Below are 23716 nucleotides of genomic sequence, written 5' to 3'. Positions count from 1 at the left end.
GGTCTGCTGGGTTGGCGTGCTGCGATAGGGGCCTTTTGCTCAGGCCACGTCGATCTCCACCAGGATGGGCCGCGGGTGTGCGAGTGCATCGCGCAGCACCTGGTGCAGCTGCGCTGCGTCGTCCACATGCACGGCATCGCAGCCCTGGCCGCGGGCCAGCGCCAGAAAATCGAGGTCCGGCAGCTCCGTGCCTTCGAGCTTGTCCTCGGGCCCGAAGCCGAAGGTCGGCGCAAACTCCTGCAGCGCCGCGTAGCGCCGGTTCTTGAGAATGATGAAGGTGATGGGCAACTGCAGCTGCGCCGCGCTCCACAGCGCCTGGATGGAGTACATGGCCGAGCCATCGCCCAGGAGGCCGATGACCTTGCTTTCCGGCCGCGCCAGCGCCACGCCCACGGCGGCCGGCATGGCGTAGCCCAGGCCGCCGCTGCACATCGTGTAGAAGGTCTCGCTGTGCAGGATGGGCAGGTGGGCATGCATGGCGGCGCGCGAGCTCGGCGCCTCTTCCACCACGATGGAATGTGCGTCGCGCACCTCGGCCAGGGTCTGCATCACGTAGGGCACGCCCATCAGCGCCGAAGGTTCGGCACGCGGGCGCACCGCGCGCAGTGGCGGGGCAGGGCGCTTGCGCGGGGCCGGGCGGGCCAGCAGGTCCTGCACGCCCAGGCGCACGCCACCCACGGCCGAGGTGCCCTCGGGCGTCCAGGCGGCCGTGCCCGGGTCCTCGATCAACTGCACCAGCTGCGCACCGGGCGGCACATGCGGGCCGTGGCCCTCCACGTGGTAGGTGAAGGCGGCGGCGCCCAGCGCAAACACCAGGTCGTGCCCGCCGAGCAGCGCCACGATCTTCTCGCGCATGGCCGGCAGCACGCCGGCAAACAGCCGGTGGTCTTGCGGAAAGCCGCAGCGCCCCGACATGGGGGCGATCCACACGGCGGCGTTGTGCCGCTCGGCCAGCGACAGCACATCGTCCCAGGCGCCATCGCGGTCGACTGCCGCACCGACCACGAAGACCGGTCGCTCGGCTGCGTCGAGCGCGTCGCCGATGGCGCCCAGCACGCGCGGCTCGGGCCGGGTCTCGGTGCTCACGCTGCGGGCCTGCAGTGGCTCGCAGGGCTTGTCCCAGTCGTCGGCGGGGATCGACACCAGCACCGGCCCGCGCGGCTGCTGCATGGCGATGTAGTAGGCGCGGGCAATGGCCAGCGGCACGTCCTCGGCGCGCGCGGGCTCCACGCTCCACTTCACGTAGGGCTTGGGCAGCTCCGTGGCCTGGCCCGAGAACAGGAAGGGGTCGAACGGCAGGATCGAGCGCGCCTGCTGCCCTGCCGTGATCAGCATCGGCGTGCGGTTCTTGTGCGCCGTGAAGATATTGCCCATGGCGTGGCCCACGCCAGCGGCCGAATGCAGGTTCACGAAGGCCGCGTTGTGCGTGGCCTGGGCATAGCCATCGGCCATGCCCACCACCACCGCCTCCTGCAGGCCCAGCACGTAGCGGAAGTCCTTGGGGAAATCGAGGAACAGCGGCAGCTCGGTCGAGCCCGGGTTGCCGAAGATGGTGTCTATGCCGAAGCCGCGCAGCAGGTCGAGCACGACCTCGCGCACGGTGGGGCGCGGGTGGGTGGCAGAGGGCGCGTCGGTGGCGCGGGGCGCGGTGGCCTGGAGCATGGCGAAGTGACGGTGCGGGTGGAAAGCACCGATCTTCGACCCCCTGGCAATATCCATCAATACAATGAAGCGACTAAGTGGTATCAGCACAATGCATATCAAGGACATCGACCTCAACCTGCTGCGCCTGTTCGATGCGGTCTACCGCACGCGCAGCGTGAGCCGCGCAGCCGAGCTCATGGACCTGACCCAGCCCGCGGCCAGCCAGGCGCTCACGCGGCTGCGCCTGCTGATCAAGGACCCGCTCTTCGTGCGCGCAGGCGGCGGCGTTCAGCCCACCCCCCGGGCCGACCGCCTGGCCGACGCCGTGCGCAGCGCCCTGGGCACGCTGGAGCAGGCGCTCAACGAGTCGGCCCTGTTCGACCCGCTGCAGTCGCGCAAGGTGTTCCGCATCCACATGAGCGACATCGGCGAGGGCCGCTTCCTGCCCGACCTGATGCTCGCGCTGCGCCAGCAGGCCCCCGGCGTGCGGCTCGAAACCCTGCCCGTGCCGCGCGAGCAGATCGCGCCGCTGCTGGACAGCGGCCGCATCGACTTCGCCTTCGGCTTCCTGCCCGCGGTGAAGGACACGCAGCACGTGCAGCTGCTGCGCGACCGCTACATCGTGCTGCTGCGCGAAGGCCACCCCTTCGCGCGGCGCCGGCGCAGCGGCGCGGCTTTGCTCGACGACCTCAAGCAGCTCGAATTCGTCGCCGTGCGCTCGCATTCGGACACCCTGCGCATCCTGGCGCTGCTGCAGCTCGAAGACCGCCTGCGCCTGACCACCGAGCACTTCATGGTGCTGCCCTCCATCGTGCGCGGAACCGACCTGGCCGTGGTCATGCCGCGCAACATCGCGCAAGGCTTCGCTGCGGCCGGTGGCTACACCATCATCGAGCCCGCGCTGCCGCTGCGCGACTTCACCGTGTCGCTGCACTGGAGCAAGCGCTTCGAGGCCGACCCGGGCAACCAGTGGCTGCGCGGGGTGATCGAGGGGCTCTTCAAGGAGTAGCCGGCGGTGTGTGGGCCCTGTGGCTGTGTAAACCGCTACCCAACGCGCCATCCATCGGGTACTATACTGTATACATATACAGTATTTGGCGTCACGCTGACTGCGCGCCCGCCAGCTATCCGTACCCCCATGTCCAACCCCATCGGCCCACCCATCGACGACGAGAACGCCCCCCAGGTGATGCAGGACGTGCGCATCCCCTTGCAGGCCGTGCGCGGCCGGGGCGCGGCCACGGCGCTGGCGCACCGCTTTGTGCGCGATACGCGCGAGGCGGTGGACGATGGCTGGGATGTCCCTGTGGACGAAGAGGGCGACGAAGCACCCGCCCCACCCGCCACGCGCGTGCACCTGGAGACGGCCAAAAGCGCCATCTGCGCCAACGACTCGCCGGACATCTACTTCGATCTCTCGGTCAACCCCTACCGGGGTTGCGAGCATGGTTGCGTGTACTGCTATGCGCGGCCCACGCACAGTTATCTCAACCTGTCGCCGGGGCTCGATTTTGAAACGCAGATCATCGCCAAGCACAACATCGCCGCGCTGCTGCGCGACGAGCTGGGTCGGCCCAGCCATGTGCCGCAGCTCATCAACATCGGCTCGGCCACCGACTGCTATCAGCCCGTGGAGCGCGAGCTGAAACTCACGCGCGGCCTGATCGAGGTGATGCGCGACATGCGCCACCCGTTCTCCATCATCACCAAGTCCGCCGGGGTGGAGCGCGACCTCGACCTGCTGGCCCCGCTGGCCGCCCAGCGCCTGGCGGCCGTGTACGTCACCATCACCACGCTCGACCCCGCCCTGGCGCGCCGCATGGAGCCACGCGCCGCCGCGCCCCACCGGCGCCTGCGCACCATCCGCACCCTGGCCGAGGCGGGCATCCCCGTGGGCGTGAGCGTGGCGCCGCAGATCCCCTTCATCACCGAAGACATGGAGCAGGTGCTGCAGGCCGCGCACGAGGCCGGCGCGACGAGTGCCTTCTACACCGTGCTGCGCTTGCCGTGGGAGCTGAATGCGCTGTTCCGCGAGTGGCTGGAGCTGCACTATCCCCAGCGCGCGGCGCGTGTGTTGGCGCGCGTGCAGGATCTGCACAGCCTCGATCCGGCGCAGCGGGCTGCCGGCAAGGTCTATGGCAGCGACTTTGCCACGCGCATGAAGGGCTCGGGGCTGTGGGCTGATCTGCTGCGGCAGCGGTTTTCGGCTACCTGCCGGAGGTTGGGGCTCAATCGGGTACGGACGGAGCTGGACCTGACGCAGTACCGGGCTGCGTATGCCCGTAATCAGGGGTGTTTGTTTTAGTCGATTGGCTTGCCTGATCGGTCGGTGCGTGGTGCGTGGTGATGGTGTCTTTGGTTGCTTTGTGCTTTGGTTGAGGGCGGGAGCCGGGACGTGCGCCCGGCGGCGCAGTAACTTTCTCTTGCGTCGCCAAGAGAAAGTCACCAAAGAGAAGGCGACCCCCAGTCTGCGTCCCCCATCGCCCGGTGGGCGATGGGGGCAACCTGCGATGCTTGTATGGTTGAGGCGTCGGGGTGGAGGGACTCTGCGATGCATCGGCAACGACCATTGACCGACGGCGGTAGGTGCGCCGCCGGGCGCACATCCCGGCCTCCGCCCTTCAACCAGGCATGCGGCTCAATCAAGAACAAGTGAAGGGTGACTGGGGAACCAGGAATCCGACCTCAAAACTCCCAGTTATCAATCAACCGCGTCCCCCCCAACCGCGCCGCCCCCAACACCACCAACTTCCCCACAGCATCCCCAGCCGTGGGGGCCTGCAAATCCACCCGCCGCCGCACCGTCAGGTAGTCCGGCTGCCACCCCCGCGCCCGCAAGCCATCCATCGCCTGCTGCTCCAGCTCCAACCCGCTCGATGGCTGCTGTCCCCAGCGCACAGCCAGCTGGCGCAAGGCCTGCGACAAGGCCACCGCCTCCTGCCGCTCCTGCAGTCCCAGGTAGCCGTTGCGCGAACTCAGGGCCAGGCCGTCGGGCGCGCGGGTCGTCTCGCCGGCCACCACGGTGATGGGCAGCGCGAACTGGCGCACCATCTGGCGGATCACCATCAACTGCTGGTAGTCCTTCTTGCCGAACACCGCCGTGCCGCCGCTCTGGCCCAGCACGCAGGCGAACAGCTTCATCACCACCGTGGCCACGCCCGTGAAGAACCCAGGGCGGAAATGGCCCTCCAGCATGTCGGCCAGGGCCGGGTCGGGGTGCACCTTGACGGTCTGGGGCTCGGGGTACAGGTCGGCCTCGCGCGGGGCGAACAGCACCTTGCAGCCGGCGGCCTGCAGGCGGTTGCAGTCGGCCTCCCAGGTGCGCGGGTAGCTGTCGAAATCCTCGTGCGGCAGGAACTGCAGGCGGTTCACGAAGATGCTCGCCACGGTCACGTCACCCAGCGGCAGCGCCTGCTCGACCAGGGCGATGTGGCCGTCGTGCAGGTTGCCCATGGTGGGCACGAAGGCCGGGCGGCGGTAGGGCGCCAGGGCCTGGCGCAGGTCGTCGAGGGTGTGGGCGATCAGCATGGAAAAAGCAGGAGTAAAAGGAGAGGGAAGCGAGAAGAAAACCAAAAACGGAGGGAGGGGAGGGGGCCGCCCGCTACCAGGCATGCAGGGCGTTGTCGGGAAAGCGCCCCTGCTTGACGGCCTGCACATAGGCCTCGATGGCGCCGCGCACGCTGCCGGCGTCCTGCATGAAGTTGTGGACGAACTTCGGGTTCTTGCCCAGGTTCATGCCCAGCATGTCGTGCAACACCAGCACCTGGCCGGCCGTGCCGTTGCCCGCTCCGATGCCGATGGTGTGGCAGTGCGCCAGCTCCCCGGTGAGGTCGGCGGCCAGCACCGCGGGCACCATCTCCAGCACCAGCATGGCGGCGCCGGCGTCCTGCAGCTCGTGGGCCTGCTTGCGCAGCGTGCGCGCGGCATCGTCGCCGCGGCCCTGCACGCGGTAGCCGCCCAGGGCGTGCACCGTCTGCGGCGTCAGGCCCAGGTGGGCGCAGACCGGCACGCCGCGCTGCACCAGGAACTCCACCGTGGGCGCGGTCCAGCCGCCGCCTTCGAGCTTGACCATGTGCGCGCCCGCCTGCATCAGCACGCAGGCGCTGCGCAGCGCCTGCTCGCGGCTTTCGGCATACGTGCCGTAGGGCAGATCGGCCACCAGCCAGGCCGTTCCCTGCACGCGGTGCAGGCCGCGCGCCACGCTGGCGGTGTGGTAGGCCATGGTGTCCAGTGTCACGCCCACGGTGCTGGGCAGGCCCTGGCAGACCATGCCCAGCGAATCGCCGACGAGGATGCATTCCACGCCCGCGGCATCGGCGACCGCCGCGAAGGTCGCATCGTAGGCCGTCAGCATGCACATCTTCTCGCCTGCCGCCCGCATCTGCGCCAGGCGCGGCAGGCTCAGGGGGCGGCGCTGGGGCAGCGGCGACGCCGGTGGCAGCGTGCCGTAGGGCGTGGCGGAGGAAGGCGTTGCATCGGTCATGGGGCTCCCCTGGACAAAATTGCGCGAGTGTAGGGTGTATGCCGCCGGGACAGCGGTGTCCCAAACCCCGGTTCCAGAAGCCGCTATGCTCGCGGCCCATGACCCATCCCAGCAACGATGAAAAAAGTGCCGAAGTGGCAGCCCTGGCCCGTGCAGACGTGGCCCGTGCCCTGGCAGAAGACGTGGGCAGCGGTGACCTGACCGCCGGCCTGATCGACCCTGCGCGCCGCGCCCGTGCGCGCATCCTGGCGCGCGAGGCCGCCGTGATCTGCGGTACGCCCTGGGTGGAGGCGGCCCTCACGGCCCTGGACCCCGGCGTGCAGCTCACCTGGCATGTGGCCGAGGGCCAGCGCTGCAACGCCGACCAGGTGGTGCTGGAGATCGAGGGCAGCGCGCGCGCGCTGCTCAGCGCCGAGCGCACGGCGCTCAACTTTCTGCAGTTGCTGTCGGCCGTGGCCACCAAGACGGCCACCTACGCCGACGTGGTGGCCGGCACGCGTGCGCGCATCGTGGACACGCGCAAGACCCTGCCCGGCCTGCGCCTGGCGCAGAAGTACGCGGTGCGCGTGGGCGGCGGCACCAACCACCGCATCGGCCTGCACGATGCGGTGCTGATCAAGGAAAACCACATTGCCGCGGCCGGTGGCGTCACCGCCGTGCTGCGCGCCGCGCAGCAGCAGGTGGGCGCGCGGGCCGCCTTCATCGAGATCGAGGTCGAGACGCTGGAGCAACTGGCCGAGGCGCTCGACGCAGGCGCCACCATGGTGCTGCTCGACAACATGCCCCTGCCCCTGCTGCGCGAGGCCGTGCGCACCAACGCGGGCCGCGCCGTCCTGGAAATATCGGGCGGCGTCACGCTCGATGGCCTGCGCGAACTGGCCGAGACCGGCGTGGACCGCATCTCCATCGGCACGCTGACCAAGGACGTCAAGGCCACCGACTTCTCGATGCGGCTGCAGGAGTTGTCATGAGCACCACGGCCACGCTGAACCGCATCGACGTCGAATACGACCAGCCGATCACGGTGCTGGAAGACGGTGGCGCTGTCTGCTCGACCAAGCACGCCTGGGCCCGCGTACCGCCCGAGCCCTCGCAGGTTGAGCGCGCCGCGCTCAAGGAGCGCATCCGCCGCCTGCTCAAGGAGAAGAACGCCGTGATGGTCTCGCACTACTACGTGCACCCGGACCTGCAGGACCTGGCCGAGGAGACTGGCGGCCTGGTCAGCGATTCGCTGGAGATGGCGCGCTTCGGCCGCGACCATGCGGCGCAGACCCTGGTGGTCTCGGGCGTGCGCTTCATGGGCGAGACGGCCAAGATCCTCTCGCCCGAGAAGACCGTGCTCATGCCCGACCTCGATGCCACCTGCTCGCTCGACCTGGGCTGCCCGGTGGACGAATTCAGCGCCTTCTGCGATGCCCACCCCGACCGCACCGTGGTGGTGTATGCCAACACCAGCGCGGCCGTGAAGGCGCGCGCCGACTGGCTGGTCACGTCGAGCTGCGCGCTCGAGATCGTCGGCGCGCTCAAGGCGGCGGGCCACAAGATCCTGTGGGCGCCCGACCGCCACCTGGGGGCCTACATCCAGCGCGAGACCGGGGCCGACATGCTGTTCTGGAACGGCGCCTGCATCGTGCACGACGAGTTCAAGGCCTTCGAGCTCGAAGCGCTCAAAAAGGAACATCCCGGCGCCAAGGTGCTGGTACACCCCGAAAGCCCGGCCGACGTGGTGGCCCTGGCCGATGCGGTCGGCTCGACCTCGGCCATCCTCAAGGCCGCGCGCGAGATGGATGCGCGCGAGTTCATCGTCGCCACCGACAACGGCATGATGCACAAGCTGCGCACGCTCAACCCCGGCAAGACCTTCTACGAAGCCCCCACCGCCGGCAACAGCGCCACCTGCAAGAGCTGCGCGCACTGCCCCTGGATGGCGATGAACGGCCTGGCCGACGTGGCGCGGGTGCTGGAAACCGGTGCCAACGCGGTGCATGTGGATCCGGCGCTGATCCCGCGCGCACGCCAGCCCATCGACCGCATGCTGGCCTTCACGGCGGCGCTCAAGGGCGGCCAGCCCGTCCAGGGGCTGGTGCCGCACATCGGCGCGGCATAGGGCGTGTCATCATTCATTTCGCCCCCGCGAAAGGCTGCAGCGCGGTGCAGTGCAAGGCGCCCTGAGCGCCGCATAGCATGGCTACGCAAGCGAAGGGCAACGCCGCAATGCGCCGCGCTACAGCCTTTCCCTCCGGGCTGGCCCCGGCATGCGGCGTCTGCTTTGTCGCTCGGGTTGCCCATAGTCCACTATGGGCTGCGCCGCGCTTCGCGCATCCATCCGCATGCCGGGGCCAGCGCGGGGGCGAAATGACTGATGACACGCCCTAAGTCGGCCCTTCTCCTCCGCATGCCGTCCCGCATCGATTTCACCCGCCCCCAGGAACCCGGCGCGCAGCGCCTGCGGCATGGGTTCGGCCCGCCGCGCGCGGTGCTGGTGGCGCATGCGCTGCACGAGGTGCGTGGCGTGCTCGATGCCGTGCATGCGGCGGCGCAGGGCGGTGCCTGGTGCATCGGCTATGTGCGCTACGAAGCGGCGCCGGCCTTCGATGCCGCGCTCGCCACCCATGGCGCCGACGGGCCGCTGGCCTGGTTTGCCGTGCACGATGCGGCCCTGCCCTGGCCGCACGACGCACCAGAGCAGGGGCCTGCCGAAATCGCCTGGGCGGCCAGCCTGCCGCGCGGCGAGTTCGATGCCAGCCTGGCGCGCATCCAGGGGGCCATCGCCGATGGCGAGGTCTACCAGGTCAACTACACCGCGCCGCTGCAGGGCCATGCGCGGGGCAGCGCGCAGGCGCTGTTCGAGGCGCTGCACCGCACCCAGCCCGAGGGCTACTGCGCGCACATCGATGCGGGCGGCATCCAGGTGCTGTCGGTCTCGCCCGAACTGTTCTTCGACTGGACCAGCGATGCCGCGGGCGGTGACATCCTCGCCCGCCCGATGAAGGGCACGGCACCGCGCGGCGCCACGCCCGAGGCCGATGCCGCGCAGGCCGAGCACCTGCGCACGGCGCCCAAGGAGCGGGCCGAGAACGTGATGGTGGTGGACCTGCTGCGCAACGATATCTCGCGCATCGCGCAGCCGCACAGCGTGCGCGTGCCGCGCTTGTTCCACACCCAGGCCTTGCCCACGGTGTGGCAGATGACTTCCGACGTGCAGGCGCGCACGCGCGCCGGCACCACGCTGACAGACGTGTTCGCGGCCCTGTTCCCCTGCGGATCGGTCACGGGCGCGCCCAAGGTGCGCGCCATGCAGCTGATCCGCGATCTGGAGCCCGCGCCGCGAGGCGTGTACTGCGGCGCCGTGGGCGTGGTGCGCCCGCACGGGCCACCGGGCCAGGGCGGTGTGGCCGCGACCTTCAACGTGCCCATCCGCACCGTGGTGCTGGCCCAGGGGCCCGATGCGGTGGCCGCCACCTGCGGCATCGGCAGCGGCATCACCTCGGGCGCCGAGGCCGAGGCCGAGTGGCACGAGTGGCGCCACAAGCGCGCCTTCGTGGAGCGTGCCAGTGCCGCGTTCGAGCTGCTCGAAACGCTGGCGCTGGTCGATGGGCAACTGCGCCACCGGGACGACCACCTGGCCCGCATGGCGGTCGCTGCCGCGCACTTCGGCTACCCCTGGGACCTGGCCCGCGTACAGGCCTGCCTGCAGGCGCTGGCGGTGCAGCACGCCAGCGGCGCCTGGCGCGTGCGCCTGCTGCTGGACAGCCGGGGCGCGCCACGCGCCGAAGCCTTTGCGCTGCAGCCCACGCCCACCCCCGTGCACCTGCGCCTGGCCGACCGCGCCTTCGACGAGGCCGACAGCGAGTTCGTGCGCCACAAGACCACGCGCCGCGCGCACTACGCGGCGTTTGCACCCACCACACCCGGCGTGCTCGACACGGTGCTGTGGAACCGGGCGGGCGAGATCACCGAAGGCACCTTCGGCAATATCGCCCTGCGCCTGGACGGCCGCTGGGTCACGCCGCCGCTGGCCTGCGGCCTGCTGCCCGGCGTGGGACGTGCCGTGGCCCTGCGCGAGGGGCGCGTGGCCGAGGCCGTGGTGCGGCTCCAAGACCTGCCGCGCGTGAACGGCTGGGCCTTCATCAACAGCCTGCGCGGCTGGCTCGATGCGCAACTGCTGAGCTGAACCGCGGGGCGGGCACGCGCCGGCGCGCGCCGTGCACCCCACCCCCGCGCTCGGGCGCCTTTCCGTGCATATACACCAGGCGGCGCAAGCGTTGCTATGCATGCTTATTTTCCGCTGGGTGTGCAAGGGTTTACCCCAGTACTGTCACACGGGCTTTTTCTAATGGACGCAGCTCCCCACCACGGGGCGCCGACCGGTGGGATGCGTGCCGTGCCGCATGCCATGCCCCGGTGATCTGCCCATATCGAAGAAGTGAACTCCATGAAACTCAAACTCATTGCCCTCGCGGCCCTGACCCTTGCTGCTGCCGCCGGTGCCCAGGCGCAGTCCAGCGTCACCCTGTTTGGCGTGGTCGATGCATCGCTGGTGCGCATGTCCAGCGACACCAACAGCGTCACCGGCCTGTCCAGCGGCGGCCAGTCCAGCAGCCGCCTGGGCTTTCGCGGCGTGGAAGACCTCGGGGGCGGCCTGAAGGCCGGCTTCTGGCTCGAAAGTGGCCTGGCCACGGACAACGGCACGGCCGCGGGCTTTCGCTTCGACCGCCGCTCCACCGTGAGCATCTCGGGTGGCTTCGGTGAAGTCCGCCTGGGCCGCGACAAGTCGCCCGCCTACCTGAACATCGAGACCTTCGATCCCTTCGGCGATTCCGGCGTGGGCGGCAACAACGGCGCCAACATGGTCGGCAGCGCCACCTCGGCCGCCGGCACGCCCGAAGGCAGCGCCCCCAAGCGCACCAGCAACGGCCTGAACTACCTGCTGCCCGAACTGGGCGGCTTCTACGGCCAGCTGCAGTACGCCCTGGGCGAGCAGCTGTCCAACCAGGTCAACGACCGCATGGGCAACTCCCTGGCCGTGCGCGCCGGCTATGCCAACGGCCCGCTGAACGTGGCCCTGGCCTTCGGCGAGACGCGCGGCGGTGCCGCCACTGCCAACGCGGTCGACTACAAGTCCAGCAACGTCGGCGTGTCCTACAGCTTCGGCGTGGTCAAGCCCATGGCCCTGTTCGCCACCGAGCGTGGCAACGGCCGCCGCGTGGACATGTACACCTTGGGCGCCACGGTGCCGCTGGGCGTAGGCGAGCTGCGTGCCTCGTACGTCAACTTCAAGCGCAAGGACGTGAACAACGCCGACTCGCAGAAGTTCGCCATCGGCTACGGCCACAACCTGTCCAAGCGCACGCAGCTGTACGCCACCGTGGCGCGCATCAGCAACGACCGCGCTGCCACGCGCGGCCTGGCCGTGTCGTCCTCGTCGCTGGGCAGCCCGACCATCGCTGCCGGCAACGACGTGACCGGCTACGAGTTCGGCGTGCGCCACACGTTCTGACGGAGGCTAGGGGCCGGACCACCTGTTGCAGCGGGTGGCCCGGTTCCAGGTCCGTGCTGTGCGCCTTCCACCTGGTGGGGATGCGAGGGGGGCGCAGCACGGACTTTTCCTCCGCGACAGGAACGACAAAGCCGCCCAGGGCCATGCCCTGGGCGGCTTTGTCGTTGGGGGCTGCCCGGCAGGGCAGGTGCCATGAACCTGAACAGGTTCCTACAGCTTTTCCTTGGCGTACGAGCCGCGGTCCATGTCCACGATCTCCACGCTCAGCTGTACCAGCACGCCCTGGGGCTTGGGCGTGAGCTGGCGCAGCACGTCGGCGATCAGGTCCGACAGCTCCTTCTTGGCCTCGGGCGTGCGGCCCGAGAGCACGCGCAGCTGCGCATGCACGAAGGCGCGCTGCGCCGGGGCGGTGCCGATCTCGAAACTGTCGGCCACCACGAAGCGGGTCTTGAGGTCCAGCTCGTCCAGCACCTGGGGGTGGGCGCACAGCGCGGCATTGAGCGCGGTCAGCGCTTCGGCCTCGGGGTAGTGCGGCAGGTTGCCGGAGTACTCGACGATGAGATGGGGCATGGTGGTTCCACGAAAAATCGGTGCACCCGGCCGGTGGCCGGTGCGGTGAGCGAAGACGCCGCAGGTGTGCGCGGCGCAGGGCCCGCCAGTTTATCGGCTTATCGGGAGGGCGTCGGCGTCGTCCGGTGCAAGCCCCACCGGTGCCTCGATGGACTGCAGGAAGCCGTGCAGCGCGCGCAGCATGGCCATGGGGGCCTCGATCTGCGGCCAGTGGCCGATGCCGTCGAGCGCCACCACGTCCGCATGTGGCACCACCTCGCGGTAGCGCCGGGCCATGTGGGCGCCCGAGTTGGGGTCGGCGCTGCCGTTGATCAGGCGCACGGGCACGGCCCGGGCCACCAGCGGCGCCACCAGGCGATCGCGCAGGGCCATGCGCTCGATGTAGAAACGCCCCAGCTGGTGCGAAATGCGCCGCCCCTGGCCATGGTTGAGCAGGGCCCAGAAGTCATTGAGCAGCCCGGCCGCGGGCTGCGTGCGCGGCCCGAACAGGCCCGCCACCGTGCGCTCGAATGCACGCCGCGGAATGCGCGGTCCCACCCACCGGCCCAGCGGGGACGAGAGCAGGTGCTGTATCGGGCGCGGTGCGTACGCCTCGGGACACACGCCGCCATTGAGCAATACCAGCGATTCGATGCGGCAGCCCGCCTGCGGCTGCTCCAGACGGCGCGCCAGCATCTCCTGCGCGACGCTCACGCCCAGGTCGTGGGCGACGATGTGGCAGCTTTCCACGCCCTGCTGCGCGAGCAGGGCGTCGAGCAGATCGGCATGGTCCTCCAGGCGGTAGGCGTGCCCTGGCGGCTTGTCCGAAAAGCCCATGCCCAGCAGGTCGGGGGCGATCACGTGGTAGCGCACCGCCAGCGCGTTCCACACACCATGCCAGTCGTAGGAACTCGTGGGGTAGCCATGGACCAGCAGCAAGCTGCTGCCCCGGCCCGCCTCGGCAACGAAGAGGCGCTGGCCCCGCACGGTGATGAACCGGCCCTGGCCGTGCCAGTGCCGCAGGGCGGGGGTCAGCTGGTCCATGCCGCGCGCACCAGGAGCAGGGTGGCCGCCAGCTGGCACAGCAGGGTCAGCGCATGGGCTGCCTGGCGCCAGGGCAGGCGGCGACCGAAGGCCGCCGTGCAATAGATCAGGCGCGCCAGCACGAACACGCTGCAGACCGCGGCCAGGGTGGTGGGCCCGGTGCCGCCGGCCTGTACGAGCGCCAGCAGCAGCAGGCCGAACAGCAGCGACTGCTCCAGCGTGTTGGCGTGCGTGCGCACCGCCACGGCCAGGTCCTTGTGCCCGCCATCGCCCCAGGTCTGGCGGTGGTGCATGCGCAGGCGCGAGACCTGCAGGGACAGGGCGGTGAGCAGCAGGGCCAGTGCTGCCAGGGTGGCCGATGCGATGGTGAGGGATGGAGGCATTAGGTGCAAGGGTGCGAACCGTGACAAGAATTCGCCCAAGCTTAGAAAGCCCGTGTCCTGCTGCCAATAGCACCAAAGGGCAGGTGGGGTGGCGGCCCTGGCCACCCCGCCGGGCTCACGCGGCCGCGTGGCTTTGCAGGAAGGCGCGCAGCTTCATGGGTGCGATCGGCTTGGGCAGCAGCGGCAGGCCGGCGGCTGCGGCGCGGGCCTGCAGGTCGGGGGTGGCCTCGGCAGTGACCAGCAGGGCCGGCACGGCATGGCCGATGGCGCTGCGCAGGGCCGCGATGGCGTCGAACCCGTCCATGCCCTGCGGCAGGTGCCAGTCCACCACCAGGGCGTCGGGCTGCGCATGCGCCGGCCATGGCTGCTGCAGCGCCTCCTGCAGGCTGGCCGCCGCCGTGACCTCGCAGCCCCAGCCCTGCAGGACCTCGGTGAGGGCCCTACGCGAGCCCGCGTCGTCCTCCAGCACCAGCACCCGCTGCGCGGCCGGCGCGGGCGGCGGCAGCGGCCAGGCATCCTGCGGCGTGGCCGCGGGCAGGCTTGCGGGCATGGCAGGCGTCTCGGGCGCCAGCGGCAGGCGCAGGGCGAAGCGGCTGCCCTGGCCGGGCTGCGACTGCACGCCCAGTTCCAGGCCGAGCAGGACGCACAGGCGCCTGGCCGTCGCAAGCCCCAGGCCCAGCCCCTGGCCGCGCTCGCGCCCCGGATGGCCGACTTGGTAGTGCTCGTCGAAGATGTGGGGCAGCTCGGCGGCATCGATGCCCACGCCCGAGTCCTCCACGCTCACCTCCACCAGGGCGCCGTGCACGCTGGTCTGCAGCCGCACGAAGCCTGCCGGCGTGTAGCGGATGGCGTTGGAGACCAGGTTGGACAGCACCCGTGCCAGCAGGGCGCGGTCGCCCTGTACGTGCACGCTGCCGGGCTGCATGCTGAACACCAGGCCCTTGGCCTGGGCCTGCACCGCGAAGGTGCCCGCCAGCTCGTCGAACAGCGACTGCAGCGCAAAGCGCGCCGGGCGGGGCGTGATGGAGCGGGCGTCCAGCCGCGACAGCTCCAGCAGACCTTCCACCAGGGCGCTCATGCTCGCCGCGCATTCCATCAGGGTGGCGGTCAGGTATTCGACCCGTTCGCGTGGTGCGGGCTGCTGCAGCGTGTAGGCCAGCAACTGCATGGCGTTGAGCGGCTGGCGCAGGTCGTGGCCCACGGCGGCGAGGAACTGCGCCTTGGAGGCGTGGGCTGCCTCGGCCTCCTGGCGCGCCAGCCGCGTGGCCTCGTTCTCGCGCTGCAATGCGGCAATCAGCTCCTGGCGCTCGTGCTGCTGGGCGGCTGCCTGCGCAATGGTGCGGGCCTGGGCCCGGCCGGCATGCCAGACATACAGCCCCATCAGCACGGCACCCAGCGCCAGCAGGGTGTGCAGCGGCTGCGCCACGAACAGGTCGCGCGCCGCCAGCGGGCCGAACACGCCCGCCGCATAGGCCGCCAGCGCGGGCAGGTGGTGGGCCAGGTGGGCCACGCTGCCGAGCACCACGGCGGCCAGGCCGATGTGCAGGGCCACCTCGGCCACCAGGTTGGCGGGCGCCAGCAGCACCCAGCTGCCGATGCCCCAGGCCAGGGCCTGCGCCAGTGCGCTCACCACCACCCAGCGTGCCCAGAAGGCGGGGCGCGCGCCGGGTGCCGCGGGGCTGCGGCGGTAGGCCATGCCCAGGGCGATGCGCAGGCCGCGCACAGCCACAAACGCCGCCAGCCAGAGCGCAATAGCGGTGGCCGGCACCTCGCGCCAGAACAGCACGCTCAGGAAAAAGGCCTCCACCACGCCCACCAGCGCGGACAGGGGCGCGCCCCGGTACAGCGTATCCAGCGCCTGGGCGTCGGGCAGCCCACCCGGTGCCGCCGCGGCCATCTAGAGCAGCCCTTTCTCGCGCGCCAGCGCCACCAGGTGCGTGCGATTGCGTGCCTGCAGTGCGCCGAGCAGCGCCGTGACATGCAGCTTGACGGTGCGCTCGGCAATGCCCAGCACCTGCGCGATGCGCTTGTTGGGCTGGCCCTGGGCCACCAGCAGCAGCACTTCCATCTGCCGCGCCGTGGGGCCTGCCGACCCATCCGCGGCTGCCGCGGGCAGCGGGCCGAACACCAGCCCCCCGGCTGCGACGGTGGCCAGTGCGGCGGCCATGGCGTGCACGGGCTGCGACTTGCCGAGGAAGCCGCTGGCACCCGCGTCCCGCGCGGCCGCTTGCAGGGCCGGGTCCTCGTCGCCCGAGATCAGCACCCGGGCCACCAGCGGGAACTGCCGGGCAAAAAGCGCCAGACCCTGCAGCCCGCTGTGGGCCCCCAGGCGCTGGTCGAGCAGCACGATGTCCAGCCCCGGCCGGCTGGCGGCGGCCTGCAGGCCCGCGTCCAGCGTGGCGGCGGTGTCCACCTGGGCGCCCGGCCAGGCATGGGCCAGCGCATGGGCAAAGCCGACGCAGAACAGGGGGTGGTCGTCCACCAGCAGGAGTTGGGGCATGGAGCGGATTGTGTGACAAGCCAAGGCGGATGCGGCATGGGGTGGCCGTGCGCTGGTGCCGCCCCTTATGGTTGACATGGGGCAAGGGGCTCTCCCCTTCGGGGCTCTCCAACCAGGCGTTGCTGTACAGAATCGCGGCAGCCTGGTGCGGTCTCCAGGCTGGCTGCGCACGCCTCTTTGCGTTGTTGTTTCACCACCCCCCTTCCGCCTGCCCGCCCGTTTTCGATTGGACAACGCCGAAGGTGCGCGTGCGCGTGCCCCGGGCGGCAGCGGTGTCTACCACCCTCGTCTTCAATATAACCATGACACACCAGAAATTGATTCGACGCGTGACCTTTGCCTGCCTTGCGCTGTGTGCCACCCTGGCGAATGCCCAGGGCCCGCACGCGCACTGGGAGTACAAGGGCAAGCATGGCGCAGCCCATTGGGGCGCGCTCGAACAGGGCTTCGAGGCCTGTGCCCGCGGCACGGCCCAGAGCCCTGTCGACATCCGCAAGACGGTCAAGGAGGCCTTGCCGGCGCTCGACTTCCAGTACGCATCCGGGCCCCCCACCCTGGTCAACAACGGCCACACGGTGCAGGTCAACGTGCCGGCCGGCAGCAAGCTGGTGGTGGGCGGCAAAACCCTGGAGCTGCTGCAGTTCCACTTCCATACGCCCAGCGAGGAGGCCGTGGGCGGCAAGCGCGCAGCGATGGTCGCCCACTTCGTGCACAAGGGCGAGGACGGCGGCCTGGGCGTGGTGGCCGTGCTGATCCAGCCGGGCAACAAGAAGAACCAGGCCTGGGAACCCATCTTCGCGCACCTGCCGCGCGTGGGCGAGCAGGTCACGGTCGATGGCCTGGCGCTGCATCCCGCGGCCCTGCTGCCGGAAAAGCACGGTTACTACAGCTTCGAGGGTTCGCTGACCACGCCGCCGTGCTCGGAAGGCGTGCAGTGGATGGTGCTCAAGGAGCCCGTCAAGCTCAGCGCGCAGCAGATCAAGGCCTTCCGCAAGGTCTACAGCGCCAATGCGCGCCCCTTGCAGCCCCTGCACGGGCGCGTGATCAAGGAAAGCACGTAGGGAGAAACACCCCCTGAGTCGCTTCGCGCCTTAACCCTCTCTCATATTGCTTCGCAATCTGGGAGGGGGACGCTCCCGGTGCACGCAAGCGAAGCGCCGCATCCGCAGCTTGGCGGCCCTTGCACGGGAGCACTGGCTTCGGCTGGGCCAGTTTCACGCGCAGCGCTTGGGGCGTGAGACCTCAGGTCTGCGCTGTCGTAGTGCACCCTGCCGCGTGCCGTTGCAGCGCCTGCAGCAGCAGATCGACGTCTTCTGCGGTGTGCGCGGACGACAGCGCAATGCGCAGCCGCGCCGTGCCGGCCGGCACCGTCGGCGGGCGGATCGCGGGCACCCACAGGCCCTCTGCGCGCAGGCTTTCCATCACCGCCAGCGCGGCCTCGTTGCTGCCGATCACCAGCGCCTGCACGGCGGTGTCCGAGGGCAGCAGGTGCCAGCCCACTGCGGCCGGCAGGGCGGCCAGCCCGCTGCGCAGCTGCGCGATGCGCGCGCCGAGCTGCTGGCGCCGGTCATCGGCCGCCGCGATCAGCTCCAGGCTCTTGCTCAGGGCGCTGGCCAGCAGCGGCGGGGCGGCCGTGGCGAAGATGTAGGTGCGCGTCTTCTGCAGCAGCCATTCGATCAGCGCGGCATCGCCTGCGACGAAGGCCCCGGCCACGCCGGCGGCCTTGCCCAGCGTCGCCATGTAGAGCACCCGGCGCGATGCGGCGGCCCCGGTGAGGCCGGCCTGCGCCAGGCTGCCGCGCCCCTGTGGCCCGAGCACGCCGAAGCCATGGGCGTCGTCGAGCAGCAGCAGGGCATCGAAGCGCTCGCACAGCGCCAGCAGCGCCGGGATGTCGATGAGGTCGCCGTCCATGCTGAACACCGCGTCGCTGACCACCAGCTTGCGCCGCGCGGGGCTGGCCGCCAGGGCCGCCTCCAGCGCCGCCAGGTCGGCATGCGGGTAGCGGTGGATGGTGGCGCGCGACAGGCGTGCACCGTCGATCAGGCAGGCGTGGTTGAGCGCGTCGGAGAACAGCGCATCGCCGTCGCCCACCAGCGCCGGGATGATGCCGGTGTTGGTGGCATAGCCGGCGTAGAAGTACAGGGCGCGCGGCAACTGCACGAAGGCGGCCAGCTCCTGCTCCAGCGCCGCGTTGGCGGCGCTGTGCCCGCTGACCAGGGGCGAGCCGCCCGAGCCTACGCCAAAGCGGTGCGTGGCCTCGCGCGCGGCCTCGGCCAGCGCCGGGTGGCCGGCCAGACCCAGGTAGTCGTTGCTGCAAAAGGCCAGCATGGGCTGCCCGTCCACCAGCAGCCGGGCGCCGCCCGCGGGCTGCACCACACGGCGGCGGCGCAGCAGGTGGGCGCGCCCGATGTCCGCCAGCCGCGCCGGAATCTCGTCGAGCCAGGAGGCTGCCGGCGCGTTCATTGCCAGTCCCCGGGCAGTTCGAAGACCAGGCTGCGCGCTTCGGGCACGGCCTGGTGCGGCACCTCGGCCAGCAGCGGGGCCTGCAGCCGCGCGCGCAGGTAGGCGATGTTCTCGTCCGCGGCCAGCATCGCGGGGTCCACGCGGTTGGCCACCCAGCCGGCCAGCGTGAGGCCGCGCGCGCGCACGGCCTCGGCCGTCAGCAGCGCATGGTTCAGGCAGCCCAGGCGCAGGCCCACCACCAGCACCACGGGCAGGGCCAGGGCCTGGGCCAGGTCGGCGCCGGTCGCTGTGTCCGACAGCGGTACGTGAAAGCCTCCGGCACCTTCGACCACCACCGCATCGGCCTCGGCCGCCAGGGCCTGGTAGCTGCGCACGATGGCCGCGATGTCGATCTGCATGCCCGCGCGTGCCGCCGCGATGTGCGGCGACAGCGGGTCGGGCATCAGCACCGGGTTGTCCAGCGCCGCCGGAACGGCCACGGTGGAGGCCGCGCGCAGCGCGATGGCGTCTTCGCTGGCCCAGTCGCCGTCCCAGGGCACGACGCCCGCGGCCACCGGCTTCATGCCGACCACGCGGCGGTGGTGCCGTGCCAGCGCGTGCAGCAGGCCGGCGGACACCAGCGTCTTGCCCACGCCGGTATCGGTACCGGTCACAAAACATGCGATCGCCATCAGCAGGTCTCCTCGTTCAGGGTGGCATCGAGCGCGCCGAGCGCACCGCTGGCCAGGCAGTCGATGGCCTCGCCATCGAGCACATAGGGCGGCATGGCATACAGCGTGTTGCCGATGGGGCGCAGCACCAGGCCGCCGGCCATGGCGTGCTGGTGGTAGCGGCGCGAAAAGTCGGGCAGGGTGGTTTCGATGTCCCAGGCCCAGACCATGCCCAGGCGGCGCGCATGGCGCACGCGCGGGTGGCGGGCCAGGGGCGCGCAGGCGGTGTCGATGCGCTGCGCCAGGGCCCGGTTGGCGTTCAGCGCATCCAGCTGGTCGAACAGCTCCAGCGTGGCCAGGGCCGCGCGGCAGGCCAACGGGTTGCCGGTGTACGAGTGCGAGTGCAGAAAGCCGCGCGCCACCTCGTCGGCATAGAAGGCCTGGTAGACCGTGTCCGTGGTCAGCACCGCCGACAGCGGCAAGGTGCCGCCCGTGAGGCCCTTGGACAGACAGATGAAGTCGGGCCGGATGCCGGCCTGCTGGTGCGCGAACATGCTGCCCGTGCGGCCGAAGCCGGTGGCGATCTCGTCCACCACCAGGTGCACCTCGTAGCGGTCGCACAGCGCGCGCGCCAGGCGCAGGTATTCGGGGTCGTGCAGGGCCATGCCGGCCGCGCACTGCACCAGGGGCTCCACGATGAGCGCGGCGGTGTCGGCATGGTGCTCGGCCAGCCAGGCCTCGAGCGCGGCGGCGCTGCGCCGGGCCACGTCCGCGGGTGTCTCGCCCGGTGCTGCGGCGCGCGCATCGGGGCTGGGCACGGTGGCGGCCAGGCGCACCAGCGGGGCATAGGCCTCGCGGAACAGCGCGATGTCGGTCACCGCCAGCGCCCCCACGGTCTCGCCGTGGTAGCCACCGGCCAGTCCCACGAAGCGGCTCTTGCCCGGGCGGCCCGTGTTGCGCCAGTAGTGGGCGCTCATCTTCAGCGCGATCTCGGTGGCGGCAGCGCCGTCGCTGCCATAGAACGCATGGCCCAGGCCCGTGAGTGCGCCCAGGCGCTCCGACAGCTCGACCACCGGGGCGTGCGTGAAGCCGGCCAGCATCACATGGTCCAGCCGCTCCATCTGGTCGGCGAGGGCGGCCTTGATGTGCGGGTGGCTGTGGCCGAACAGGTTGACCCACCAGGAGCTGATGCCATCGAGGTAGCGCCGGCCATCGGTGCCGTAGAGCCAGGGGCCTTGCGCGCGGGCGATGGCCACGGGCGGCTGGGCCTCGTGCCGCTTCATCTGCGTGCAGGGGTGCCAGACATGGGCCAGGCTGCGGGCGACCAGGTGGTCGCCGGTCGCCGCCGTCATCGTCGGTGCCGAGGTCATGCTCACACGGCCTGCGTGGGCACCGCGTGGCGCAGCGCGGACTGGCGGTTGTGCCCGTCCACGAACACCAGTTGCGGCACGTGGCCGGCCACCTGCTCCTCGTGCACCTGGGCAAAGGCGGCAATGATGACCAGGTCGCCCTGGCTGGCGCGGCGCGCGGCCGAGCCGTTCACCGAAATCATGCCGCTGCCGCGCTGGCCCTTGATGGCATAGGTGACGAAGCGCTCGCCGTTGTTGATGTTCCAGATGTGGATCTGCTCGTTCTCGGCGATGTTTGCGGCATCGAGCAGGTCTTCGTCGATGGCGCACGAGCCCTCGTAGTGCAGCTCGCACTGGGTCACGGCCACGCGGTGGATCTTGGATTTGAGCAGGGTGCGGAACATCGGGCTTCTTCCTCGGGTTGAAGTCAGGGAGGTGTTGGCAGGCGCCTGCCAGGCAGGCGTGAGCGGGAGCTCAGGGCGGTGTGAAGTCGAGCGCGCAGCTGTCGCCCAGCGCCTCGCGCCACACGCGCACGCGGCTCACGCGCGGGCGCAGCTCGGCAGGCAGGGCCTGGGCGATGAACAGGCACAGGTTTTCGAGCGTGGGAATGCCCAGGCCGGGCACCTCGTCGAGCATGTGGTGGTCGAGCTGCTCGCGCACCACGTCCAGCCCCCGGCGCAGCAGGCCCAGGTCCAGCACCATGCCGGTGGCGGGGTCGCGCGGGCCGCTGAGCGAGACCTCGGCGTGGTAGGTGTGGCCGTGGATGCGGCGGCTGCCTTCGGCCTCGATCTCGCGGCGCAGGGTGTGGGCCGCGTCGAAGAAGAAGCGCTGGGAAATCGTGAACTGCATGGCAGGAAGAGGAGGAGCAGGGGACTAGCGGATGCCGCTGATCTTGTGGGTCTGCAGGCTCAGCCGCCAGGCGGGCTGCTCCATGCAGGTGGCGATGCACAGGGCGATGTGGGCGGCCTGGTCGGGCCCGTCCATGGGCTGCAGGAAGCGCTGGGCGAACTGCCCGGTGGCGGCAATGGCCGCCAGGTCCATGCCGGCCTGGGGCCAGACGAGCTTGAGTTCCTGGCCCTGCTGCTGCACCCAGGGTGCGCCGGCCTTGGGGCTCACGCACAGCCAGTCGATGCCCGGCGGCGCGGCCACGCTGCCGTTGGTCTCCACGGCAATGCGAAAGCGCCGCGCGTGCAGGGCCTCGATCAGCGCCGCATCCACCTGCAGCAGGGGCTCGCCACCGGTGAGCACCACCAGGCGGTGATCGGCATCGTGGGCGGGCCACTGGGCGGCAATGCGCTCGGCCAGGGCATCGGCATCGGCGAACTTGCCGCCCAGGGTGCCGTCGGTGCCCACGAAGTCGGTGTCGCAGAAACGGCAGATGGCGCTGGCGCGGTCGGCCTCGCGGCCACTCCACAGGTTGCAGCCCGCAAAGCGGCAGAACACGGCGGGCATGCCTGCCTGCCCGCCCTCGCCCTGCAGGGTGTAGAAGATTTCCTTGACGCTGTAGGTCATGGGTTCAGGCCCTCAGGCCACCGGTGGCACCAGGATTGTAGGCGCGGCGGGGGCGGCCAGATCGGGGTAGTCGCGGCTGAAGTGCAGGCCCCGGCTCTCGCGGCGCATCTGTGCGCTGCGCACGATGAGCTCGGCCACCTGCACCAGGTTGCGCAGCTCCAGCAGGTCGCGCGTGACGTGGAAGTGCGAGTAGAACTCGTGGATCTCGCCCTGCAGCAGCGCGATGCGGTGGGCCGCGCGGTCCAGGCGTTTGTTGGTGCGCACGATGCCCACGTAGTCCCACATGAAGCGGCGCAGCTCGTCCCAGTTGTGCGAGATGACCACGCACTCGTCGGCGTCGGTCACGCGGCTGTCGTCCCATTGCGGCAGTGCGGGCAGTTCCACCGCGGGGGCCGCGGCGATGGCCTGTGCGGCCGCGCGTGCGAACACCATGCATTCGACCAGCGAGTTGCTGGCCAGGCGGTTGGCGCCGTGCAGGCCGGTGCAGGCCGTCTCGCCGATGGCGAACAGGCCGGGCAGGTCGGTGCGTCCCGCCAGGTCGGTGAGCACGCCGCCGCAGGTGTAGTGCGCGGCTGGCACCACGGGGATCGGTTCCTTGGTGATGTCGATCCCGAGCTCGGCGCAGCGCGCCAGGATGTTGGGAAAGTGCTCCTGCAGGAAGGCCGGGCTCTGGTGCGAGATATCGAGGTGCACGCAATCGAGGCCATGGCGCTTCATCTCGTAGTCGATGGCGCGGGCCACCACGTCGCGCGGCGCCAGTTCGGCGCGCTCGTCGTGCTGGGGCATGAAGCGCGTGCCGCCGGCCGCTGCGGGCAGCTTGAGCAGGCCGCCCTCGCCGCGCACGGCCTCGGTGATCAGGAACGACTTGGCGTGCGGGTGGTACAGGCAGGTCGGGTGGAACTGGATGAACTCCAGGTTCGCCACGCGGCAGCCTGCGCGCCAGGCGGCCGCGATGCCGTCGCCCGTGGCGGTGTCGGGGTTGGTGGTGTACAGGTAGACCTTGCCGGCGCCGCCCGTGGCCAGAATGGTCTGCGGCGCGCGGAAGGTGATGACCTCGTCGGTGGCTTCGTCGAGCGCATACAGGCCGAGGCACCGGTCGGATCCCTTGGCGCCGAGCTTGCGCGCGCTGATCAGGTCCACCAGCGTGTGCTGCTCGAACAGGGTGATGCCCGGCGTGGCGCGTACCACGTCGATCAGGGTGCGCTGCACGGCCGCGCCCGTGGCATCGGTGGCGTGCACGATGCGCCGCGCACTGTGGCCGCCTTCGCGCGTGAGGTGCAGGGCGCCGTCCTCCAGCGAAAACGGCACGCCCAGCTGCTGCAGCCAGGCAATGGCCTCGGGCGCGTTCTCCACCACGAAGCGCGTGGCGGCCAGGTCGCACAGGCCGGCGCCGGCCACCAGGGTGTCGTCCACGTGGGCGCCGAAGCTGTCCCCGTCGGCCAGCACGGCGGCGATGCCGCCCTGGGCCCAGCCGCTGGCACCGTCGTGCAACTGGCGCTTGGTGATCACGGCCACGCGGTGCGTGGGCGCCAGGTGCAGGGCCGCGGAGAGACCGGCGAGGCCGCTGCCTACGATGAGAACGTCGAAGTCGTGAGATGCCATGGCTTGCAGGGGTGAATGGAGGCCATGGCCGGCCGCC

Annotated in this window: 22 protein-coding genes; 7 read left to right on the top strand and 15 right to left on the bottom strand. The window is 70.6% G+C overall.

What is annotated here, in order from left to right; genetic code table 11:
• Positions 1 to 39 precede the first annotated feature (39 nt).
• A complete protein-coding gene (mdlC, locus tag PMI14_RS16900; RefSeq protein ID WP_007856415.1) occupies positions 40 to 1662 on the bottom strand; it encodes a benzoylformate decarboxylase in 1623 nt (540 codons plus the stop codon).
• 91 nt (positions 1663 to 1753) lie between these two features.
• Here mdlC and PMI14_RS16895 point away from each other — a divergent pair, with 91 nt between their 5' ends.
• Both PMI14_RS16895 and PMI14_RS16890 read left to right on the top strand, forming a co-directional pair.
• Positions 1754 to 2653: a LysR family transcriptional regulator gene (locus tag PMI14_RS16895; RefSeq protein ID WP_007856413.1), complete on the top strand. Its 900-nt coding sequence runs from the start codon at positions 1754 to 1756 to the stop codon at positions 2651 to 2653.
• Positions 2654 to 2833: 180 nt separating this feature from the next.
• The gene (locus tag PMI14_RS16890) at positions 2834 to 3949 is read left to right on the top strand and encodes a PA0069 family radical SAM protein (protein WP_035204255.1); all 1116 of its coding nucleotides are present in this window, start codon (positions 2834 to 2836) and stop codon (positions 3947 to 3949) included.
• A gap of 380 nt (positions 3950 to 4329) precedes the next feature.
• Here PMI14_RS16890 and panC read toward each other — a convergent pair whose 3' ends face one another.
• Both panC and panB read right to left on the bottom strand, forming a co-directional pair.
• Positions 4330 to 5172, bottom strand: a complete 843-nt coding sequence (gene panC, locus PMI14_RS16885; RefSeq protein ID WP_007856410.1) for a pantoate--beta-alanine ligase — start codon at positions 5170 to 5172, stop codon at positions 4330 to 4332.
• A 73-nt stretch (positions 5173 to 5245) separates the two neighbouring features.
• Positions 5246 to 6127: a 3-methyl-2-oxobutanoate hydroxymethyltransferase gene (gene panB, locus PMI14_RS16880; protein ID WP_007856408.1), complete on the bottom strand. Its 882-nt coding sequence runs from the start codon at positions 6125 to 6127 to the stop codon at positions 5246 to 5248.
• 98 nt (positions 6128 to 6225) lie between these two features.
• On the opposite strand from panB, the gene nadC reads away from it, so the two are divergent.
• From nadC to PMI14_RS16860, 4 genes are all read left to right on the top strand, one after another.
• Positions 6226 to 7098: a carboxylating nicotinate-nucleotide diphosphorylase gene (nadC, locus tag PMI14_RS16875; protein WP_007856406.1), complete on the top strand. Its 873-nt coding sequence runs from the start codon at positions 6226 to 6228 to the stop codon at positions 7096 to 7098.
• A complete protein-coding gene (nadA, locus tag PMI14_RS16870; RefSeq protein ID WP_007856404.1) occupies positions 7095 to 8234 on the top strand; it encodes a quinolinate synthase NadA in 1140 nt (379 codons plus the stop codon). The genes nadC and nadA overlap by 4 nt, the downstream gene beginning before the upstream one ends.
• 288 nt (positions 8235 to 8522) lie before the next feature.
• Positions 8523 to 10301, top strand: a complete 1779-nt coding sequence (locus PMI14_RS16865; protein ID WP_007856402.1) for a chorismate-binding protein — start codon at positions 8523 to 8525, stop codon at positions 10299 to 10301.
• Between the two features lie 261 nt (positions 10302 to 10562).
• Positions 10563 to 11627: a porin gene (locus tag PMI14_RS16860; RefSeq protein ID WP_007856400.1), complete on the top strand. Its 1065-nt coding sequence runs from the start codon at positions 10563 to 10565 to the stop codon at positions 11625 to 11627.
• Between the two features lie 210 nt (positions 11628 to 11837).
• On the opposite strand, the gene PMI14_RS16855 is transcribed toward PMI14_RS16860, so the two are convergent.
• From PMI14_RS16855 to PMI14_RS16835, 5 genes are all read right to left on the bottom strand, one after another.
• On the bottom strand, positions 11838 to 12197 hold the full coding sequence (locus PMI14_RS16855) for a 5-carboxymethyl-2-hydroxymuconate Delta-isomerase (protein WP_007856399.1): 360 nt from the start codon (positions 12195 to 12197) through the stop codon (positions 11838 to 11840).
• 90 nt (positions 12198 to 12287) lie between these two features.
• Positions 12288 to 13220, bottom strand: a complete 933-nt coding sequence (locus tag PMI14_RS16850) for an alpha/beta fold hydrolase (protein WP_007856398.1) — start codon at positions 13218 to 13220, stop codon at positions 12288 to 12290.
• Complete coding sequence (locus tag PMI14_RS16845) at positions 13208 to 13603, bottom strand: MAPEG family protein (RefSeq protein WP_007856397.1); 396 nt, start codon at positions 13601 to 13603, stop codon at positions 13208 to 13210. Before PMI14_RS16845 ends, PMI14_RS16850 begins: the two co-directional genes overlap by 13 nt.
• A 115-nt stretch (positions 13604 to 13718) precedes the next feature.
• Complete coding sequence (locus PMI14_RS16840; RefSeq protein WP_007856396.1) at positions 13719 to 15500, bottom strand: hybrid sensor histidine kinase/response regulator; 1782 nt, start codon at positions 15498 to 15500, stop codon at positions 13719 to 13721.
• Positions 15501 to 16103 (bottom strand): response regulator transcription factor, encoded by a 603-nt coding sequence (locus tag PMI14_RS16835; RefSeq protein ID WP_007856395.1) that lies wholly within the window; start codon positions 16101 to 16103, stop codon positions 15501 to 15503. It abuts the gene before it with no gap.
• 302 nt (positions 16104 to 16405) lie between these two features.
• Here PMI14_RS16835 and PMI14_RS16830 point away from each other — a divergent pair, with 302 nt between their 5' ends.
• The gene (locus PMI14_RS16830; RefSeq protein ID WP_007856394.1) at positions 16406 to 17164 is read left to right on the top strand and encodes a carbonic anhydrase; all 759 of its coding nucleotides are present in this window, start codon (positions 16406 to 16408) and stop codon (positions 17162 to 17164) included.
• Positions 17165 to 17345: 181 nt separating this feature from the next.
• Here the strand turns inward: PMI14_RS16830 and bioF are convergent, their stop codons facing one another.
• From bioF to nadB, 7 genes are all read right to left on the bottom strand, one after another.
• Positions 17346 to 18566, bottom strand: a complete 1221-nt coding sequence (bioF, locus tag PMI14_RS16825) for an 8-amino-7-oxononanoate synthase (RefSeq protein ID WP_007856393.1) — start codon at positions 18564 to 18566, stop codon at positions 17346 to 17348.
• The gene (gene bioD / locus PMI14_RS16820) at positions 18563 to 19237 is read right to left on the bottom strand and encodes a dethiobiotin synthase (protein WP_007856392.1); all 675 of its coding nucleotides are present in this window, start codon (positions 19235 to 19237) and stop codon (positions 18563 to 18565) included. Before bioD ends, bioF begins: the two co-directional genes overlap by 4 nt.
• Positions 19237 to 20586, bottom strand: coding sequence for an adenosylmethionine--8-amino-7-oxononanoate transaminase (bioA, locus tag PMI14_RS16815; protein ID WP_007856391.1), 1350 nt, complete (start codon positions 20584 to 20586; stop codon positions 19237 to 19239). Before bioA ends, bioD begins: the two co-directional genes overlap by 1 nt.
• A 2-nt stretch (positions 20587 to 20588) precedes the next feature.
• Positions 20589 to 20969: an aspartate 1-decarboxylase gene (gene panD / locus PMI14_RS16810; RefSeq protein ID WP_007856390.1), complete on the bottom strand. Its 381-nt coding sequence runs from the start codon at positions 20967 to 20969 to the stop codon at positions 20589 to 20591.
• Between the two features lie 70 nt (positions 20970 to 21039).
• On the bottom strand, positions 21040 to 21414 hold the full coding sequence (locus PMI14_RS16805) for a 6-carboxytetrahydropterin synthase (RefSeq protein WP_007856389.1): 375 nt from the start codon (positions 21412 to 21414) through the stop codon (positions 21040 to 21042).
• Between the two features lie 24 nt (positions 21415 to 21438).
• A complete protein-coding gene (gene queE, locus PMI14_RS16800) occupies positions 21439 to 22077 on the bottom strand; it encodes a 7-carboxy-7-deazaguanine synthase (protein WP_007856387.1) in 639 nt (212 codons plus the stop codon).
• Positions 22078 to 22089: 12 nt separating this feature from the next.
• Positions 22090 to 23679 (bottom strand): L-aspartate oxidase, encoded by a 1590-nt coding sequence (gene nadB, locus PMI14_RS16795; protein WP_035204246.1) that lies wholly within the window; start codon positions 23677 to 23679, stop codon positions 22090 to 22092.
• Between the last annotated feature and the right edge of the window lie 37 nt (positions 23680 to 23716).

The sequence above is a fragment of the Acidovorax sp. CF316 genome (assembly GCF_000276605.1).
GTDB lineage: Bacteria > Pseudomonadota > Gammaproteobacteria > Burkholderiales > Burkholderiaceae_C > Acidovorax.
This window is presented reverse-complemented; position numbering and strand designations above follow the sequence as displayed.